Source organism: Pseudomonas lyxosi, assembly GCF_047758685.1.
In the GTDB taxonomy this organism is placed as follows: domain Bacteria; phylum Pseudomonadota; class Gammaproteobacteria; order Pseudomonadales; family Pseudomonadaceae; genus Aquipseudomonas; species Aquipseudomonas lyxosi.
The window spans coordinates 1,683,883-1,700,191 of record NZ_CP180481.1 but is presented as its reverse complement, the minus strand read 5'-3'; the positions used below and the strand labels follow the sequence as shown (position 1 = coordinate 1,700,191).

Annotated in this window: 15 protein-coding genes; 2 read left to right on the top strand and 13 right to left on the bottom strand. The window is 59.3% G+C overall.

The window, feature by feature from the left end:
- Positions 1–55 precede the first annotated feature (55 nt).
- The 3 genes from ACMXYI_RS07990 to ACMXYI_RS07980 are packed head-to-tail and all read right to left on the bottom strand — an operon-like array spanning position 56 to position 5,273.
- The gene (locus ACMXYI_RS07990) at positions 56–3,109 is read right to left on the bottom strand and encodes an efflux RND transporter permease subunit (protein WP_415772665.1); all 3,054 of its coding nucleotides are present in this window, start codon (positions 3,107–3,109) and stop codon (positions 56–58) included.
- A complete protein-coding gene (locus ACMXYI_RS07985) occupies positions 3,106–4,173 on the bottom strand; it encodes an efflux RND transporter periplasmic adaptor subunit (RefSeq protein ID WP_415772663.1) in 1,068 nt (355 codons plus the stop codon). Before ACMXYI_RS07985 ends, ACMXYI_RS07990 begins: the two co-directional genes overlap by 4 nt.
- Positions 4,170–5,273, bottom strand: coding sequence for an efflux RND transporter periplasmic adaptor subunit (locus ACMXYI_RS07980; protein ID WP_415772661.1), 1,104 nt, complete (start codon positions 5,271–5,273; stop codon positions 4,170–4,172). The genes ACMXYI_RS07985 and ACMXYI_RS07980 overlap by 4 nt, the downstream gene beginning before the upstream one ends.
- A 293-nt stretch (positions 5,274–5,566) precedes the next feature.
- Between ACMXYI_RS07980 and ACMXYI_RS07975 the strand changes: the two genes are divergently transcribed.
- Positions 5,567–6,727, top strand: coding sequence for an AAA family ATPase (locus ACMXYI_RS07975; protein WP_415772659.1), 1,161 nt, complete (start codon positions 5,567–5,569; stop codon positions 6,725–6,727).
- A gap of 121 nt (positions 6,728–6,848) precedes the next feature.
- Here the strand turns inward: ACMXYI_RS07975 and ACMXYI_RS07970 are convergent, their stop codons facing one another.
- The 8 genes from ACMXYI_RS07970 to ACMXYI_RS07935 form a co-directional block, all read right to left on the bottom strand.
- Positions 6,849–7,715, bottom strand: coding sequence for a transporter substrate-binding domain-containing protein (locus ACMXYI_RS07970; RefSeq protein ID WP_415772657.1), 867 nt, complete (start codon positions 7,713–7,715; stop codon positions 6,849–6,851).
- A complete protein-coding gene (locus tag ACMXYI_RS07965; protein ID WP_415772655.1) occupies positions 7,712–8,494 on the bottom strand; it encodes an amino acid ABC transporter ATP-binding protein in 783 nt (260 codons plus the stop codon). Before ACMXYI_RS07965 ends, ACMXYI_RS07970 begins: the two co-directional genes overlap by 4 nt.
- Complete coding sequence (locus ACMXYI_RS07960) at positions 8,491–9,150, bottom strand: amino acid ABC transporter permease (protein WP_415772654.1); 660 nt, start codon at positions 9,148–9,150, stop codon at positions 8,491–8,493. Before ACMXYI_RS07960 ends, ACMXYI_RS07965 begins: the two co-directional genes overlap by 4 nt.
- Positions 9,131–9,796 carry an amino acid ABC transporter permease gene (locus ACMXYI_RS07955; RefSeq protein WP_008148239.1) on the bottom strand — a complete coding sequence of 222 codons (666 nt, stop codon included), beginning with the start codon at positions 9,794–9,796 and terminating at the stop codon, positions 9,131–9,133. The genes ACMXYI_RS07960 and ACMXYI_RS07955 overlap by 20 nt, the downstream gene beginning before the upstream one ends.
- 486 nt (positions 9,797–10,282) lie before the next feature.
- On the bottom strand, positions 10,283–11,065 hold the full coding sequence (locus ACMXYI_RS07950) for a MetQ/NlpA family ABC transporter substrate-binding protein (RefSeq protein WP_046052269.1): 783 nt from the start codon (positions 11,063–11,065) through the stop codon (positions 10,283–10,285).
- Between the two features lie 163 nt (positions 11,066–11,228).
- Positions 11,229–12,161 (bottom strand): sigma 54-interacting transcriptional regulator, encoded by a 933-nt coding sequence (locus ACMXYI_RS07945; RefSeq protein ID WP_415772652.1) that lies wholly within the window; start codon positions 12,159–12,161, stop codon positions 11,229–11,231.
- Between the two features lie 61 nt (positions 12,162–12,222).
- On the bottom strand, positions 12,223–12,804 hold the full coding sequence (locus tag ACMXYI_RS07940; protein WP_415772650.1) for an alpha/beta hydrolase: 582 nt from the start codon (positions 12,802–12,804) through the stop codon (positions 12,223–12,225).
- A 384-nt stretch (positions 12,805–13,188) separates the two neighbouring features.
- Complete coding sequence (locus tag ACMXYI_RS07935) at positions 13,189–14,262, bottom strand: fatty acid desaturase (protein WP_415772648.1); 1,074 nt, start codon at positions 14,260–14,262, stop codon at positions 13,189–13,191.
- A 100-nt stretch (positions 14,263–14,362) separates the two neighbouring features.
- Here ACMXYI_RS07935 and ACMXYI_RS07930 point away from each other — a divergent pair, with 100 nt between their 5' ends.
- On the top strand, positions 14,363–15,367 hold the full coding sequence (locus ACMXYI_RS07930) for an AraC family transcriptional regulator (protein WP_033058545.1): 1,005 nt from the start codon (positions 14,363–14,365) through the stop codon (positions 15,365–15,367).
- A 48-nt stretch (positions 15,368–15,415) separates the two neighbouring features.
- Here the strand turns inward: ACMXYI_RS07930 and ACMXYI_RS07925 are convergent, their stop codons facing one another.
- Entirely contained in the window at positions 15,416–15,781 is a 366-nt protein-coding gene (locus ACMXYI_RS07925; RefSeq protein ID WP_415772646.1) for a response regulator, read from the bottom strand.
- Positions 15,782–15,967: 186 nt separating this feature from the next.
- Positions 15,968–16,297, bottom strand: a complete 330-nt coding sequence (locus tag ACMXYI_RS07920; protein ID WP_415772644.1) for a hypothetical protein — start codon at positions 16,295–16,297, stop codon at positions 15,968–15,970.
- Positions 16,298–16,309 lie beyond the last annotated feature (12 nt).

Below are 16,309 nucleotides of genomic sequence, written 5' to 3'. Positions count from 1 at the left end.
CACTGGACGCGGAGCGTCCCTAGAGGCATTCCCACGCGGAGCATGGGAACGATCACTAGGCAGACTCTTTCTTCGGTTCGCGGATTTTGTACCAGGCCACATACAGCGCCGGCAAAAACAGCAACGTCAGCAACGTCGCAATAATAATCCCGCCAATCATCGCGTAGGCCATCGGCCCCCAGAACACTTCCCGGGCGATCGGGATCATCCCCAGGCTCGCCGCCGCAGCCGTCAGCAGAATCGGCCGGCGACGATGCTCCGTGGCTTGCACCACCGCATCCCACGGTGCATGACCCGCCTTCTCCAAGGCATCGATCTGCGTCACCAGAATCACCGAGTTGCGGATGATGATGCCGATCAGCGCCAGAATCCCGAGGATCGCCACGAAGCCCATCGGCGTGCCCGTCGGGATCAGCGCTATCACCACGCCAATCAGCCCGAGCGGCGCGACGCTGGCCACCAGGAACAGCTTCTGCACGCTGTGCAACTGGATCATCAGGAAGGTCGCCATCAAAAACAGCATCAACGGCACAACCTTGGCAATTGGCCCCTGGGCCTTGCCGCTTTCCTCGACGGTGCCGCCGGTGGCGACCTTGTAGCCCACCGGCAAACTGGCGGAGAACTTGTCGATGTCGGGTTGGAGTTGTTTCACCAGATCGGTCGGCTGAATTTCGTCGCGTACCGCAGCCTTGATGGTGATGGTCGGTTTCCGATCGCGGCGCCAGACCAGCGGTTGCTCAAGTTCATAACGCACGGAAGCGAAAGCCAGCAGCGGAATCGACGTGCCGCCCGGCGTGACGATCTGCAAATTCTGCAGGGTTTCCGGGGTGCCGCGTTCGGCGTCTACCGCACGCCCCACCACGTTGATCAGGTAGATATCGTCATCGACCTGAGTCACTGGCGCACCGACCACAATGCTGTTCATCAGATTGGCCACGTCCTCCGACGACAGCCCCAATTGCCGTGCCTTGTCCTGCGCGATGTCGATGCGCAGGACTTTGCCCGGTTCGTTCCAGTCGTAAATGATCTCGCCGATGTGCGAGTTTTTATCCAGTTCGGTGGCCAGGGCGATGGCGTGCTTGCGCACCTCATCGATGTCCTTGCCGCTGACCCGGTACTGAATCGGTCGCCCTACCGGCGGGCCCATTTCCAGCGCCTGGACGTAGCTGCCGATACCGACAAAATCCTTGCGTAGCCGCTCGCTCAAGCGCTGGCTTAGCGCGTTACGCGATTCCAGCCCTTTGCTGACGATCACCAGTTGCGCGTAGTACGGGTTCTGCAATTGCTGGTCGAGGGGCAGGTAGAAACGGATCGCACCTTCGCCAATGTAGGTGCTCCAGCGCACGATGTCCGGATCGTCCTTGAGCGTCGCTTCGAGCTTGTCCACCGCCTTGCGGGTTTCGGCGATCGAGGCGTTTTGCGGCAGGTTGAGGTCGACGAGGATTTCCGGGCGGTCCGAGGACGGGAAGAACTGGTTCTGCACGAACTGCATGGAAAACACCGACGCCACAAACAGTGCAACGGTGATGCCGATTGCCCACCAGCGATTGCGCATGGCCCAGAGCATGCCGTGATTGAACGTGCGGCCGATGCGTCCCGGTTCTGCTTCGTGAGGTTTCACGTTGGCGCTGAGGATGTGCACGCCAATCACCGGGGCGAACAGCACCGCGACAATCCACGACATGATCATGGCCACCGCGATCACCGCGAACAGCGTGAAGGTGTACTCGCCGGCCGAACTCGCGTTCAAGCCGATGGGCACGAAACCGGCCACCGTCACCAGCGTACCGGTGAGCATCGGGAACGCGGTCGAGGTATAAGCGAACGTGGCTGCTTGCTCCTTGGTCTCGCCCATTTCCAGGCGCGTGACCATCATCTCGACGGTGATCATCGCATCGTCCACCAGCAGCCCGAGCGCAATGATCAGCGCGCCGAGGGAAATCCGCTGCATGGTGATGCCGCTGTATTCCATGAAGACGAAGACCATCGCCAGCACCAGCGGAATCGAGCACGCCACCACCAGCCCGGCGCGCACGCCGAGGCTGACGAAGCTGACGATCAGCACGATCACCACCGCTTCGAACAACGCGCTGGTGAAGCCGCCGACGGCTTTTTCCACCACTTCGGCCTGGTCGGAAACCGTGTGCACTCCGATGCCCACCGGCAAGTCCGCGGTCAGGTCGGTCATGCGCTGGTGCAACGCCTTGCCGAACTCCTGGATGTTGCCGCCCTTCTTCATCGCAATGGCGAGGCCGATGGCAGGATGGCCGTTAAAGCGGAATTCCGGCGTCGCCGGGTCAACGTAACCACGGCTGATTTCGGCGACATCGGCGAGGCGGTAGAAACGATCATTGAGTCGCAGGTTGACGTTTTCCAGGTCTTTCTCGGAGGCAAACTGCCCCGAAGTCCGCACGGAAATCCGCTCGGGGCCGGCCTCGATCACCCCGGCCGGTGTCACCGCGTTCTGCGATTGCAGGCTCTGCACCACCTGACGCTGATCGATGCCCAGCGCCGCCAGTTTGCGGGTGGAGAAGTTCAGGTAGAGGACTTCGTCCTGCTCGCCGACCATCTCGACCTTGCCCAGCCCCGGCACTTCGCGGATCTCGGCGCGGACTTGCTCGACGTAATCGCGCAACTGGCGCATCGATAAACCGTCAGCGGTAAAGGCGTACACCGAGCCGAACACATCACCGAATTCGTCGTTGAACCCAGGCCCTTGCAGGCCTTGGGGGAAGTCGCCGCGAATGTCGTTGATCTTCTTACGCACCTGGTACCAGATTTCCGGAATGTCCTTGGCGCTGGTGGTATCACGCAAGTTAACGAAGACCGTCGACTCGCCGGGGCGGGTGTAGCTTTTCACGTAGTCGAGCGAGTCGAGCTCTTCGAGTTTTTTCTCGATCCGGTCAGTGACCTGCTTGAGGGTTTCCTCCTGGGTCGCGCCCGGCCAGCGGGTCTGGATCACCATGGTTTTGATGGTGAACGACGGGTCTTCCTCGCGGCCCAGGTTCATGTACGAGAACACGCCCATCAGCAGCGCGACGAACATCAAATACCAGACAAACGACTGATGTTTGAGGGCCCATTCGGATAAGTTGAAACTCCCTTTCATTGCGGGCTGCCCTCATCGATTTTTACTTTCTGCCCCGGTTTCAGGCTATTCACGCCGGCACTGACCACTCGCTCGCCGGACTTCACACCGTTGGCCAGGACCATCGTTGAGTCAGTGCGGCTGATCAGGCTGACATCTCGCGGGGAAACGGTTTGGGTCTGCGGGTCGATGACCCAGATGCGCGATTTGCCATCGACCTCCTGGAGCGCGGTCAGGGGCAGTTCGATACGCGGTTTGATTGCGGAGCTGAGGGTCACGCTGATGGCCGTGCCCAGGCGAAAACCCGGTGGCGTGTCGGTCAGTGTCAGGCGGGCGCGACGGGTACGGGTGGCGCTTTGCGCCTGGGGTTCGATTTCGCGAATGATGGCAGTGGTGGTGATGCTCGGGTCGAGTTGGACGGCAACCTGAAACACCACGTCTTCCGGCAACTGATCGACCAGGGTGTCCGGCAAGTCGATCACCGCTTCCTTGATGTCCGGCTGCGCCAGGGTCACCACTTGCTGACCGGCGCTGACGACTTGCCCGGCTTCGGCATTCCACGCGGTGACCACAGCTTTGTGGTCGGCGCGCAGTTCGACGTAGTTGAGCTGGTCCTTGGCCTGATCGACCGCAGCCTTCGCTTGATCGAGGGAGGCCTGGGTGGTTTTGAGGTCGGTCTGGGCGATGTCGAGTTGCGCCTGCGCGCCCACGCCACGATCGAACAACTCTTGCTGACGCCGGGCGTTGGCCTGGGCGTTGATGAGTTGCGCCTGGACGCTGGCCAGATCACCCTGAGCGGAACGCAACTGGTTCTGCTGATCGGTGGGGTCGAGCGTGGCGAGCAACGCGCCCTTATCGACTTCGGCACCGACATCGACATTACGGCTGGCAATGCGTCCTGGCACCCGGAAGCCGACATTGCTTTCATACCGGGCCTGGATACTGCCGGCGAAGCGGCCCAGGCTTTCTTCGTCCAGGGACTGGACCTTGATGGACAACACCGGGCGCACTGGCTCCGGCGGCGGTTCTTTTTTCGAGCAGGCCACCAGCATCACACCGGCGCAAACCAGTAACAGACGCTTCATGGCTGGGCTCCTGCGGCTAAATCCTTATAGGTGTTTTCAGCGATCTCCACCTTCACGCCGGGGTGCAGCAACTGGCCGCCGGCGATGACAACTTTTTCGCCACCCTTCAGACCAGCGCTGATGATCACTTTGCCGGTCAGGTAGCGGCCGACGGTGACGGTGTGCAGCTGTGCCTTGCCCTCATCGTCCACCAGCCACACGGCCGGGTCGCTGAGATTTTTCGTCAGTGCCGACCAGGGCAGTTCGACCGCCGACTTGCCCGGCGTCTTGGCCGTGGCACTCACCACCGAACCGAGCTGCATGCCTTCCGGTAGTCCGTTGAGAGTGACTTTGACCTGCACCGTGCCGGTCTGCGCGGAGACGGCCGGGGTGATTTCCCGAACGGTGCCGGTGGTTTTGATCTCAGGTTTGTCGAGCAGGCTGACGACCACTGTTTTACCCTCTGGCGGCTCTGTCAGCAGCGATTCGTAGACGTTGAACACCGCATCGCGCTCACCGTCCCGGGCCAGGCTGAAAATCGGCACGGTGGCCTGCACCACCTGGCCGACCTCGGCCTGGCGTGCGGTAATCACCCCCGGCGCGTCGGCGACCAACGCGGTGTAGCTCAGTTGTTCACGGGCGTTGGCCAGTTGCGCCTGAGCAGCCGTCAGGGCGCTTTGGCTGCTGCGCAATGCGGCCTGAGCGGAATCGTATTCGCTTTGGCTGGTGTAGCCCTTGGGCAGAAGTTTTTGCTGGCGAACGAATGCGGCGGCGGTCTGTTTGACTCGGGCCTGTTCGGCAACAACCTGCGCCTGAGCCGAGTCGACGCTGGTTTGCAGGTCCTTGGGATCGAGCTTGGCCAGCACTTGTTTAGCCGAAACCCGATCACCGACATCGACTGTACGCTGGATGATCTTGCCGGCAACGCGGAACGACAGGTCGGTCTGGACCCGCGCCTGAACATCACCGGTCAGGGTCACCGTCGCCGCGTAATCCGCAGGTTTTACCTCTTGCACGAATACCCGCGGACGGTCCTTTTCGACCGGTTTTTTATCGCCACAGGCGCTCAGCAGGACAAGGAGGCTCAGGCCAACCACTGTTTTCAATCCGGGACCCACCATGCAGACTCCTTGCGTTGCACGAACGTGCCAATGGCGATACGACTGTGAGCTTAGAACAGGGTTCCAAGGGTGCACCTGACGGCTTCAAATAAAGCGATCCTTGTAGCAGCTGGCGAAGCCTGCGTTCGGCTGCGTAGCAGTCGTAAATCCGGCTTGCACGGTCTGCCTGATGCACCGCGAGTTCTGGTTTTACGACTGCTGCGCAGCCGAACGCAGGCTTCGCCAGCTGCTACAGGGGCACGGTGCTTCCGACAATAAGGCAAACTGGCGAACCATGCAGCAGGAAGCTTCCCATGCTCGAAACCCTCGCGGTGGCCAATTACCGCTCGATCAATAAATTGGTGATTCCGCTGGGTCGGTTGAACCTGATCACCGGCCCCAACGGCAGCGGTAAATCCAACCTCTACCGCGCGTTGCGCCTGCTGGCGGAAACCGCTCAGGGCGGCGTGATCAATGCGTTGGCCCGCGAGGGTGGACTGGATTCGACCTTCTGGGCCGGCCCGGAAAACATCAGCCGACGGATGCGTAATGGCGAAGTCCCGATCGAGGCGAGCGTACGGCACGGCGCCAAACGCCTGCGCCTGGGGTTTGCCGGGGAAGACTTCAGCTACTCGATCGCGTTGGGTCTGCCGGAGCCGAGCCTTTCCGAGTTTTCTCTGGACCCGGAAATCAAGAAGGAATGCATCTGGTCCGGCCCGTTTTACCGCCCGGCCAGTCTGCTGGTGGATCGCAACGGCCCGATGATCCGCGCCCGCGATGGTCGTGGTTGGGAGGTGCTGGCCCAACACACGCCGAATTTCGACAGCCTGTTCGATCAGGTCGGCAGCTTTCGCACCTCGCCGGAAGTCCTGCAGCTGCGTGAATTCATCCGCCGCTGGCGGTTCTATGATCACTTTCGCAGCGATGCCGACGCACCGGTGCGCCAACCGCAATTGGGCACCCGCACGCCGGTGTTGCATCACGACGGTCGGGATCTGGCGGCCGCGTTACAGACGATCCGCGAAATCGGCGACCCCGAGGCCTTGCAAGCCGCCGTCAGCGACGCCTTCCCTGGCGCGCGATTGAACATCGCGCCGCTTCAGGGTGGTCGGTTTGCGATCGAGTTTTACCAGGAAGGCTTGTTGCGGCCCTTGTCGGCGGCCGAGCTGTCGGACGGAACGTTGCGCTATTTGCTGCTGGTCGCGGCGCTGCTAACGCCTCGGCCGCCGACGCTGATGGTGCTGAACGAGCCGGAAACCAGTCTGCACCCGGACCTGTTGCCGGCGTTGGCACGGTTGATTATCCGGGCGTCGGAGCAGTGTCAGGTGTGGGTGGTTTCACATGCACGGCGGTTGATTTCGGCGTTGCAGGAGGATCCGGCGTGCAATTGCATTGTGCTGGAGAAGAGTCTTGGCCAGACCGGGATTGTCGGGCAGCGGATGCTGGATGAGCCGGCGTGGTATTGGCCGGATTGAGGTACACAGATCGTTCCCCACGCTCTGCCTGGGAATGCAGCCCGTGACGCTCCGCGTCACTGGACGCGGAGCGTCCCTAGAGGCATTACCACGCGGAGCGTGGGAACGATCAATCAGCAAATCACCCCTGCCACTTCCCACCCTCGACAATCACGCTCTCAGGCTTGGTGTCATCGCTCAGTTCTTTACGCACATATTGGTCATACAGCTTGAGCAAAAACTTCTCTTCACCCAGTTTCGCCAACTCGACATTCACCCAATCACGCAGTTCGATATTGCCCTTCTTCACCGCCGGCGCAATCGGTGCTTCAGCGCCCAACGTCTGGGTCAAAACGCGGTAGCCAGGGTTCTGTTTCGCCCAGCTGAACAACACCAGGTTGTCCTGCGCGTAAGCATCGCCGCGCCCATTGGCCAGCGCTTGCAGAGATTCAGAGTTTTTCTCGAACTTCAGCAATTTCCAGTCCGGGTGGTTCTTGGTCAGCCAGATATCGGCCGTAGTGCCAGTGGTGACGATGGTGGTGCGGGTCGCCAGGTCATCAAGGTTCTTCACCGAACTGGCCTGCGGCACCAACGCCTGCACGGCAACCTTGAGGTTCGGGTTGGTGAATTCCACCGCTTCCTTACGCTCCGGGGTAACGGTCATGTTGGCCAGAATCAAATCGACCTTGTCGCTTTGCAGGAACGGAATCCGGCTCGCCGGTTCTACCGCGACGAACTCGACCTTGTTCTCATCGCCCAACAGATCCTTGGCGAATTGACGGCCGATGTCGGTATCGAAACCGACATAACGCCCGGCTTCATTGACGAAACCAAACGGCGGTTTATCGGTGAAGACACCGACGATCAGCTTGTCCCGGGCTTTGATTTTTTCCAGATAGCTGGCACTGGTGGCCGCCGGTTTGGCGGGTTCTTCGGTTTTGTTGCAACCGGCCAGCAACGCGAGGCCGAGCAGCGAGAGTAGCAGCAGTGAAGTCTTGGCAGTTTTCATAGCAGTTCCAGTTCCTTTGTTTGAGTCGTTTTGGGTAGTGCGGCGACGTAGGAGAACTTCTCCAGGAACTGCTGCGCTCGTGCGGTTTGCGGGTTCGTAAAGAAAATCTCGGGAGGGTTTTGCTCAAGGATTCGCCCGGCATCCATGAACACAATTCGGTCAGCCACGGCGCGGGCAAACGCCATTTCGTGGGTGACAATCAACAGGGTCATGCCCTCGCGGGCCAGGCCTTGGATAACTTCCAGCACTTCCTTGACCATTTCCGGATCGAGGGCGGCGGTGACTTCGTCGAACAACATGACTTTCGGGTTCATGCACAGCGAACGGACGATGGCGATGCGTTGCTGCTGGCCACCAGAGAGCTGACGCGGGAAGGCGTCGCGCTTGTCCAATAGGCCCACGCGTTCGAGCAAGGCTTCGGCCTGGGCGCGCGCCTCGCGGCGGTCGCGCTTCTGCACTTTGACCGGGCCGAGCAGCAGGTTGTCGAGCACGCTCATGTGCGGAAACAGGTGATAACTCTGGAACACCATGCCGATCTGCTGCCGCACTTCGCGCCAGTCGGTGCCCTTGTCCAGCAACTCGCGACCGGCAAAATTCAAGCTGCCGCTGTGGGCGACTTCAAGACCGTTGAGGCAACGCAGCAAGGTGCTTTTACCGCAGCCGCTGGGGCCGAGGATGACGATCACTTCACCTGACTTCACTTGCAGGTCGATCTCTTTGAGCACCTGCTGCTCGCCGAAAAACTTGTTGAAACCCTTGAACTCGATCAATGCGCTCATGCTTGCGTCCAGCGCCGCTCCAGCACGCGCGAGGCGGCCGAGAGCGGGTAGCAGATGAAAAAGAAAAACAGGAACAGTGCGCCGTAGATCAGCACTGATTCGTAAGTGCGTTCGATGATCTGCTGACCGACCTTGATCACATCGACCACGCCGATCAGCACCGCCAGCGAGCTGGTTTTGATGATGCGTGTGTAGACGTTGATAGTCGGCGGCGTCATGCGTTTCAGCGCTTGTGGCAGCAGCACGTAGCCGTAGAGTTGCGGGCCGTCCAGGCCAATCGACAACCCTGCCTCACGCTGCCCGCGCGGCAACGAGTGCAACGCACCGCGCACCACTTCGCCGACTTCGCTGGCGCCCCACAGCGACAACACCAGCACTGCGCACCAGAAGCTCGGAATGCTCAGGCCGAAGAAAATCGGCAGACCGAAGAACAGCAAATAGAGCCAGACCAGTACCGGAATTGCGCGGAACAATTCCAGATAAACGCGCAGGATCGCGTTCAGCCACTTCGAATTCAGCGTGCGCAGCACACCGTAAAGCACGCCGCCAACGGTGCTGATGGCGATGCTCAGGAAAGAGATCGACAAGGTTTGTGCGGCGCCCTTGCTCAGTTGCGGCAACGACACCCAGAGCAACTCAAGACCCGAACTGGCCATGCTGGAGCCTCCTTTCCAGACGGCTGAGCAGCAGCGACAGCGGCAAAAACAGCAGCACGCAAATCAGCGTCAGCACGGCGAGCATTTCGTAGGTTTTGTAGTAGAGCGCGATGTAGCTTTTGGTGGTGTAGAGAATCTCCGGCACCGCCACCGCTGAGACCACGGTGGTTTCCTTGAGCAGGAAAATGAAATTGGCAAACAGCGACGGCAGGCTGAGGATGCCGGCTTGCGGCAGGATCACGTAGCGCAGCAATTGCCCGTGGGACAGGCCGATGGAGCGCCCGGACTCGAGCTGCGCCTGAGGCACCGCGTCGACGCCGGCACGCAGCACTTCGGTGAGGTAGGCGCCGCCGAGGAAGGTCATGGTGATGATCGCCGCCGCAAAGCCCGAGACCTTGATGCCCAGCGCCGGCAAGGCGAAGTAGACAAAGAACAGTTGAATCAACAGCGGGGTGTTGCGCGCCAGCTCCACATACAGCCCGACCAGGCGCTGCAAGTAAGGCGTGCGGAACACCAGAATCGTCGCGTTGATCAGCGCCACCAGCAACGACGTGCCGATAGCGATGAAGCCAACCTGCAGCGTCACGCCCACGGCCTTGAGAAACGCCGGCAAGGTGCTGAGGATAAATGCGTAATCGAAGTTCATTGAACATCCTGGACGCCGCAGGGTAAGCGACGGTGGTGCAGTCCATGGGCAGTGGATAACTACCCGGCAGGCACCGACTTTAAAGGTATAAAAAGAAGAATTTAAATACCGTTAAAGCATATTGATATCACGCAAAAAACTATCCTCCGAATTTGCTGCGGCAGCGGAAGACGACTATTTTTCTTTGCGCTGTAGGAAGGATCTTTTTTTCAAAATACCCCTCCAAGCACGGACCGCTTTTGGCCAGACTCCCCCGGCCGAACCATCACAAGGAAGAGAAAATGGCTGACGTAAAAGTGCCACAGCGGCTGGATCCGCAGGACATCGTGAAGTTGTTGATGGCGTTGCGCAGGGCTTTGAAGGCCGGGGTGGCCTAAAACCTTAAAGCAAACGAGGCTGCGATCTTTTGATCCTGGCGCAATAAAAAACGCCGACGCTATTACCAGCCGTCGGCGTTTGAAACCTTGAAGGGGTTTACCTCGCGAATCAGAACGCCGGCAGTACCGCGCCGCTGTACTTCTTGGCGATGAATGCTTTCACTTCAGGACTGGTCAACGCCTTGGCCAGTTTCTGGATAGCAACGCTGTCCTTGTTGTCCGGACGAGCCACGAGGAAGTTCACGTAAGGCGAATCTGCACCTTCGATCACCAGCGCGTCTTTAGCCGGGTTCAGACCGGCTTCCAGCGCGTAGTTGGTGTTGATCATGTCCAGGTCGACCTGGTCCAGAACACGCGGCAACATGGCCGATTCCAGTTCCTTGAACTTGAAGTTGTGCGGGTTCTTGGCGATGTCTTTCGGGGTGGCCAGAGCGTTTTTCGGGTCTTTCAACTCGATCAGGCCAGCCTTCTGCAGCAGGATCAGGGCGCGGCCGCTGTTGCTGCCTTCGTTCGGGATAGCGATGGTTGCGCCGTCTTTCAGCTCAGCCAGGGTTTTGACTTTCTTCGAGTAGCCGCCGAAAGGTTCGACGTGTACGCCAATCACGGTCACCAGGTTGGTGCCTTTGCCTTCATTGAAGCTCTTCAGGTACGGCAGGGTCTGGAAGTAGTTGGCATCCAGACGCTTCTGGTCGACCTGTACGTTCGGCTGAACGTAGTCGGTGAAGACTTTGATTTCCAGGTCCACGCCTTCTTTGGCGAGGGTTGGTTTGATCAGTTCCAGTATCTCGGCGTGTGGAACCGGGGTCGCCGCAACCACCAGTTTCTCGCCAGCCTGGGCCAGGCCCGCGGTCAGGGCAGCCGCCAATGCGGTGAACAACAGAACCTTTTTCATGCAGTGTCCTTATCGAAAATCACGGTCGTCATCGACGACGGCTTGTTTAGTACGAGTGCCAGTGAAGTGCTATCGCTGGCGTGATGCGGACAATACCGGGATTTTTTATTCCCGAACAATATCTTTTATTCACTTTCATATTCCATTTTGTTCATACAGATCGCTACAGCGTCTGCATCAGGCTTTCGAGCAAATGCTTGAGTGCAGATCGCTCGGCAGCCGTGCCGTTTTTAATCAGCTGAGCAGCTTGTTGCTCGATCTGCACCAATGACAGCGGCGCCTCGGGCAGATTCAAATGCTCCGGCAAAATCTCATCGCCGGTGCTGACCAACAACGCAAAGTGAATGACGTTTTCCAGCTCCCGGGTGTTGCCCGGCCAACTGTGTTGCTCTAACAAATGCTGCGCGGCTTCGCTGATCAGCGGCACCGGCAGGTCCAGGCGCTGGCTATAGATGCCGAGGAAATATTCGGACAGCGACAGAATATCGCCCACTCGTTCACGCAAGGCCGGCAGTTCGAGCTGGCCTTCGCTGAGGTAGTGGTAGAGCCGCTCATTGAATTTTCCGGCGGCCACCGCTTGGGCCAGGTCGATGCTGGTAGCAGCGACCAGGCGCACGTCCACAGGGCTCGGTTGGTGAGCGCCGACACGAGTGACTTCGTGGTTTTCCAGCGCCGCGAGCAATTTGATCTGGATCGGTAGGGGCAGGTCGCCGATCTCATCCAGGTAGAGCGTCCCGCCGTTGGCAGAACCGAACCAACCCGCGCGACTGCTGGCCGAACCGCTGTAACTGCCAGCGGCATAACCGAACAATTCAGCGTCGGCGTAAGTCGGGCTGATCGCGCCGCAATTAACCGAGACGAACAACCCGCCACGATCACTTGCGCGATGGATGTGCCGCGCGAGCAACTCCTTGCCGCTGCCGGTTTCGCCACGGATCAACACCGAGATCGAGCGCGGAGCCAATAGCTCCAGCTCCTGACGTAGCTGACGGGAACGCGGATCGACAAACACCAGCGCCTTGGCGCGAATACTCAGGGGGCTTTTTTCTGCATCGGGGAAGGTCAGCAGCGGCTGACCGAAGGCTTCAAAACTCATGGCAGACTCCCGCCCTAAACCGCCGGGAGACGGGGGGCGATTTTAAAGAAAAAGAAAAGGTTCAAGCACGTCGCAGGGCGTGGTGTTCCATTCGGTTTTGCAGGCGATAGAGATAGGCAAAACCCTGCTCCCAGCGTTGGTGACCGGACTTCACGTTGATATGTCCGGCACCCGACAAAATCCCAGCCTCGGCGCCCCAGTTACGAGCCAGTTCCAATGCACGCGGCGTGCTCACGGCGCTGTCGTTGTCGGAGCTGACAACCTGACTCGGGAACGGCAGCAGGTGGGTTGGAATCGGTGCGAAATTGCGCAGGGCCGGTGCGCAGGCCGGACGCTCGACGTCCGCGGGGGCGACTAGCAAGGCGCCGCGAACCTGACGTAAAAACTGCACGGGCGCGGTGGCAGCCCAATGCGCGACAGTGATGCAACCCAGGCTATGGGCGATCAGGATCACCGGCGTGCTGTCGGCGGCAATCGCCTCAGCCAGTACCGCGACCCAGTCTTCGCGACGCGGTGTCAGCCAGTCGGCCTGCTCCACCCGCGCGCTGTTCGGCAGGCTGTTCTGCCAATGGCTTTGCCAATGATCTTCTGGCGATCCTTGCCAGCCCGGCACAATCAGATAGCGAATTGATTCGTTGCGCATGGGGGAGCTCTCCTGCTGCGTGTCTGTTCCTGAGCAAGTATAGGGAGGAGAGTTATATTCGTTAAGGAATAAGAAGATATTTATTAAGATCTATAAAGAATATGTAGCAGTTTTGAATAGACAAAAAAAGGGACCGCACCCTGCCAAGGAGACGGCCCCGGAAACTCAAAATCTGCTGGCGCGAATAACATCACTGGATGCGATGATTGACTGAAACGGTTATCCAATAAAGGAATATTTAATTACTTTATTAGATCCAGAACGCATATATCAATCAGCGATACAGCTACTACCAAGCCATCCTGCTTGGGTCATAACGTATCGCCTCTTTGGGTCAGATTGATGACGGGCGCCTTTGCCGTTTTGAATTTCCGAGAGCATCGATCAAGCCTGAGCGGCACGAACCTCCTGCGCCTCTGTTGCTTCCTTGCGCACAAATCGGTTCGCCCGCCCAAACGTCCCGAAATCATTGAACCGCACACCCATCTCGCGCATCACCTTATGCGCCACCGGCACGGTCATCTGGCGGATGTAAAACGGTTCCTTGACCACAAAGTGATGGATGCCGTGACTGCTGCCAAAGTTGAAGCAGAACGCCTGCAACGGCCACATCCACCAAGGGTTCAGCACCTGGGTCTGCTGGATCACGTTGCCCGGCTCCACGTCACCGTAGTAATGCATGTTCGAGCTGACAAAGTGCAGGCAAAAGGTACGCAACACGTTCGGCCCGATGATCACCACGGCAGCGATGTCGATCACCTGCATCACCAACAGAGTGGTCGCCGACCACTCGATCGACGTCCCCATCAGATAGGCGATGCCATTGGCTGCATGGAAGCCCAGGAACATGTACCAGGCGCCCCAATGCACCAACGCCAGTGGCGCGTAGACCTTCAGCGCACGCTTGATGATGCTGATCTTGTGAGCCCAGGTCTTGGCCCGCAGCATACGAATGAACGCTGACATCACGTTGTCGCCGACCATCAACAGCCGCGCGAAACCCCAAGGCTCGCCGTTGGTGATGGCGCGCTCTTCCATGTCGGATTCCGTGCCGGAGACTTTGTGGTGATTGAGGTGCAGATGCCGACGAATCCACGGATTGATCGTGCTCGGCCGCGCCAGCCACACCAGTCCCATCATCAGGTTGTGCGGCACGCGCTGTTTGCGGAAGTACATGCTATGAATCAGGTCGTGTTCCAGTTCGTGGGTCAGCGAGGCAAAAAAAGCGTTGAGCAACAGGCATACCCACCACGCCATGTGCCCGGTCATGTAGAGCGTTGCCGAGCCAATCATCCCGACCAGGGCGAAGGCCAGAATGCCCGCGCCCAAGGCGTCCTGATGGTTGAGAATCGGGTAGCGCTGACGCAGTTCAATGCCCTTGGTCAGCACCACTTCACGAATATGCGCTGATCGTTGTGCTGCATTCAGTCGCTGGGGACTTGCAGAAGTACCGTGCATGCTTCCATCCTCTGGTTATTGATGTTCGCATCCTGCCCTGAGTACCCTGCCAGAGCGGTAGCCGTGAACGCCAACCTGTTGACCGGAAGCGCCAATCAGCATGACTGAACCGACCTCCCTCGCCAGCTGGACCCGCGCCCTGCGCAAGCAACTCGATGCCCTGGGCCTCGACAGCACCGCCCTGTGCCAACAGGCGGGGCTCGACCCGCAACTGATGGACGACCCGAACGCCCGTTACCCGTTGTCGGGCACCACGCGTCTGTGGGAAATCGCGGTGCAGGTCAGCGGTGATCCGGCGATTGGTTTGCGGGTATCGCGCTTCGTCAGCCCCACCACGTTTCACGCACTCGGTTATGCGCTGGTGGCCAGCGGCAGTCTGCGAGAAGTGTTCGAGCGCATCGTGCGTTATCACCAAGTGGTCAGCGATGCGCTGGACCTGGAACTGACTCGCGCCGAGGACCGCTACCGCTTCCGCCTGAAAATCCCGCCTGGCAATCCGGCCCCGGCCTTCGAAGCCATCGACGCCTTCACGGCGATTTACGTACGCACCTGCCGCAATCGCCTGGGCCGCGATTACGCCCCGCTGGCGGTGTACCTACGCCGCCCGGAACCGGCGGACCCGCATCAATGGCACAAAGTCTTCCGCTCACCCGTGTACTTCGCCGCCGATGAAGACCGACTGGAATTCGCCGTCGTGGACTTCGACAGCCACCTGGACGACGCCAATCCGGAACTGGCCGAGCACAACGAAGCCGTGCTCAAACGCACCCTCGCCCAACTCAAACCCCTGACCTGGGAACGCAAGGTTCGCGACGCCATTGAGGAGCAATTGCCGGAAGGCGAGCCCAGCGCCGAACACATCGCCCAGGCCCTGCACCTGAGTTTGCGCAGCCTGCAACGGCACTTGGCGGACGAGGGTTGTCGGTTCGATACGCTGCTCAACGAAAGCCGCGAGAATCTGGCGCTGCTGCACCTGCGCGATCCGCAATGCTCGTTGAGCGAGATCAGCTATCTGCTGGGATTTGCGGACACGAGCAGCTTCAGCCGCGCATTCAAGCGCTGGACCGGGATGACACCTGGGCAGTTTCGGGATGGGTTGCGGTGACAGATCCGGGAGGTGTGTTGCCTCGTCCGGCCTCATCGTCGGAACGCCTCAGCGCCCCCGATCCCGCCGCAACAATTTACGCACCCGCTTCACCAGTTCACTCACGGCAAACGGCTTGAGCAGGTAATCATCCTCATGCAACTCCAGATCGCGCAGGCGATCCTCGATGCCGTCCTTGGTGGTCAGGAACAGCACCGGCGTATCACCGAGCTTGCGGATCTGCTGCAGCAACTGCCAGCCATTGAGCCCCGGCAGCATCACGTCGAGGATGATCAACTCGTATTCGCCAGTCTCGATGAAACGACGGCCGTCCATACCATTGACCGCCACATCGACTGAGTAACTTGCCTCGCTCAGACCTTTAGCCAGGAGTTTGGCGGTCTCAGGTTCGTCTTCCACTAACAGCACACGCATGGCACACCTCGATTGTTCAGCTTTACAGGCTAAGCCCCTTCGAGTGAGTTGCCCATGACAAACTTGGTTTTCCGGCTGAGGGGTTCTGTCGAGTGTGGTTTTGTTGATAGAACCAAGGCGTTCGACAATTAGACTGAAGCCGCACACACCGCGTGCGGCAGAATGATAGGTTTAACAATGCACTGATCAGCCAGTGACGTTGAAATCAAATATAGCCGTCCACTCAGATGACTCACGGTTATCTTGTTGCAGTGCAAACGCCGAATAGCGGCGTACATCCAGGTTCACAGATGTCGACCACTTACCGTTTTTAACATAAGCAGAGGCGATAGGTTGGCCATTGGTGGGTACGGAGTAAACCAGGACTAACCAGCCCTCTTCACCAGTGCCCGAGAATTCCACAGGGTTTTCGACGTTGCCATCAGGCGCCGGTGAGTTCACCACAGGTGCAGCGACAGCATCCGGTGCCGGCGTATCAACACCCTTGACACCTTTGTATTTGCTCTTATCGTTCATAGGTCCAACTCC

What these genes read in the sequence shown, in the direction of transcription:
- ACMXYI_RS07990 (WP_415772665.1), bottom strand. Translation starts at nt 3,109, where the DNA reads ATGAAAGGGAGTTTCAACTTATCCGAATGGGCCCTCAAACATCAGTCG.
- ACMXYI_RS07985 (WP_415772663.1), bottom strand. Translation starts at nt 4,173, where the DNA reads ATGAAGCGTCTGTTACTGGTTTGCGCCGGTGTGATGCTGGTGGCCTGC.
- ACMXYI_RS07980 (WP_415772661.1), bottom strand. Translation starts at nt 5,273, where the DNA reads ATGGTGGGTCCCGGATTGAAAACAGTGGTTGGCCTGAGCCTCCTTGTC.
- ACMXYI_RS07975 (WP_415772659.1), top strand. Translation starts at nt 5,567, where the DNA reads ATGCTCGAAACCCTCGCGGTGGCCAATTACCGCTCGATCAATAAATTG.
- ACMXYI_RS07970 (WP_415772657.1), bottom strand. Translation starts at nt 7,715, where the DNA reads ATGAAAACTGCCAAGACTTCACTGCTGCTACTCTCGCTGCTCGGCCTC.
- ACMXYI_RS07965 (WP_415772655.1), bottom strand. Translation starts at nt 8,494, where the DNA reads ATGAGCGCATTGATCGAGTTCAAGGGTTTCAACAAGTTTTTCGGCGAG.
- ACMXYI_RS07960 (WP_415772654.1), bottom strand. Translation starts at nt 9,150, where the DNA reads ATGGCCAGTTCGGGTCTTGAGTTGCTCTGGGTGTCGTTGCCGCAACTG.
- ACMXYI_RS07955 (WP_008148239.1), bottom strand. Translation starts at nt 9,796, where the DNA reads ATGAACTTCGATTACGCATTTATCCTCAGCACCTTGCCGGCGTTTCTC.
- ACMXYI_RS07950 (WP_046052269.1), bottom strand. Translation starts at nt 11,065, where the DNA reads ATGAAAAAGGTTCTGTTGTTCACCGCATTGGCGGCTGCCCTGACCGCG.
- ACMXYI_RS07945 (WP_415772652.1), bottom strand. Translation starts at nt 12,161, where the DNA reads ATGAGTTTTGAAGCCTTCGGTCAGCCGCTGCTGACCTTCCCCGATGCA.
- ACMXYI_RS07940 (WP_415772650.1), bottom strand. Translation starts at nt 12,804, where the DNA reads ATGCGCAACGAATCAATTCGCTATCTGATTGTGCCGGGCTGGCAAGGA.
- ACMXYI_RS07935 (WP_415772648.1), bottom strand. Translation starts at nt 14,262, where the DNA reads ATGCACGGTACTTCTGCAAGTCCCCAGCGACTGAATGCAGCACAACGA.
- ACMXYI_RS07930 (WP_033058545.1), top strand. Translation starts at nt 14,363, where the DNA reads ATGACTGAACCGACCTCCCTCGCCAGCTGGACCCGCGCCCTGCGCAAG.
- ACMXYI_RS07925 (WP_415772646.1), bottom strand. Translation starts at nt 15,781, where the DNA reads ATGCGTGTGCTGTTAGTGGAAGACGAACCTGAGACCGCCAAACTCCTG.
- ACMXYI_RS07920 (WP_415772644.1), bottom strand. Translation starts at nt 16,297, where the DNA reads ATGAACGATAAGAGCAAATACAAAGGTGTCAAGGGTGTTGATACGCCG.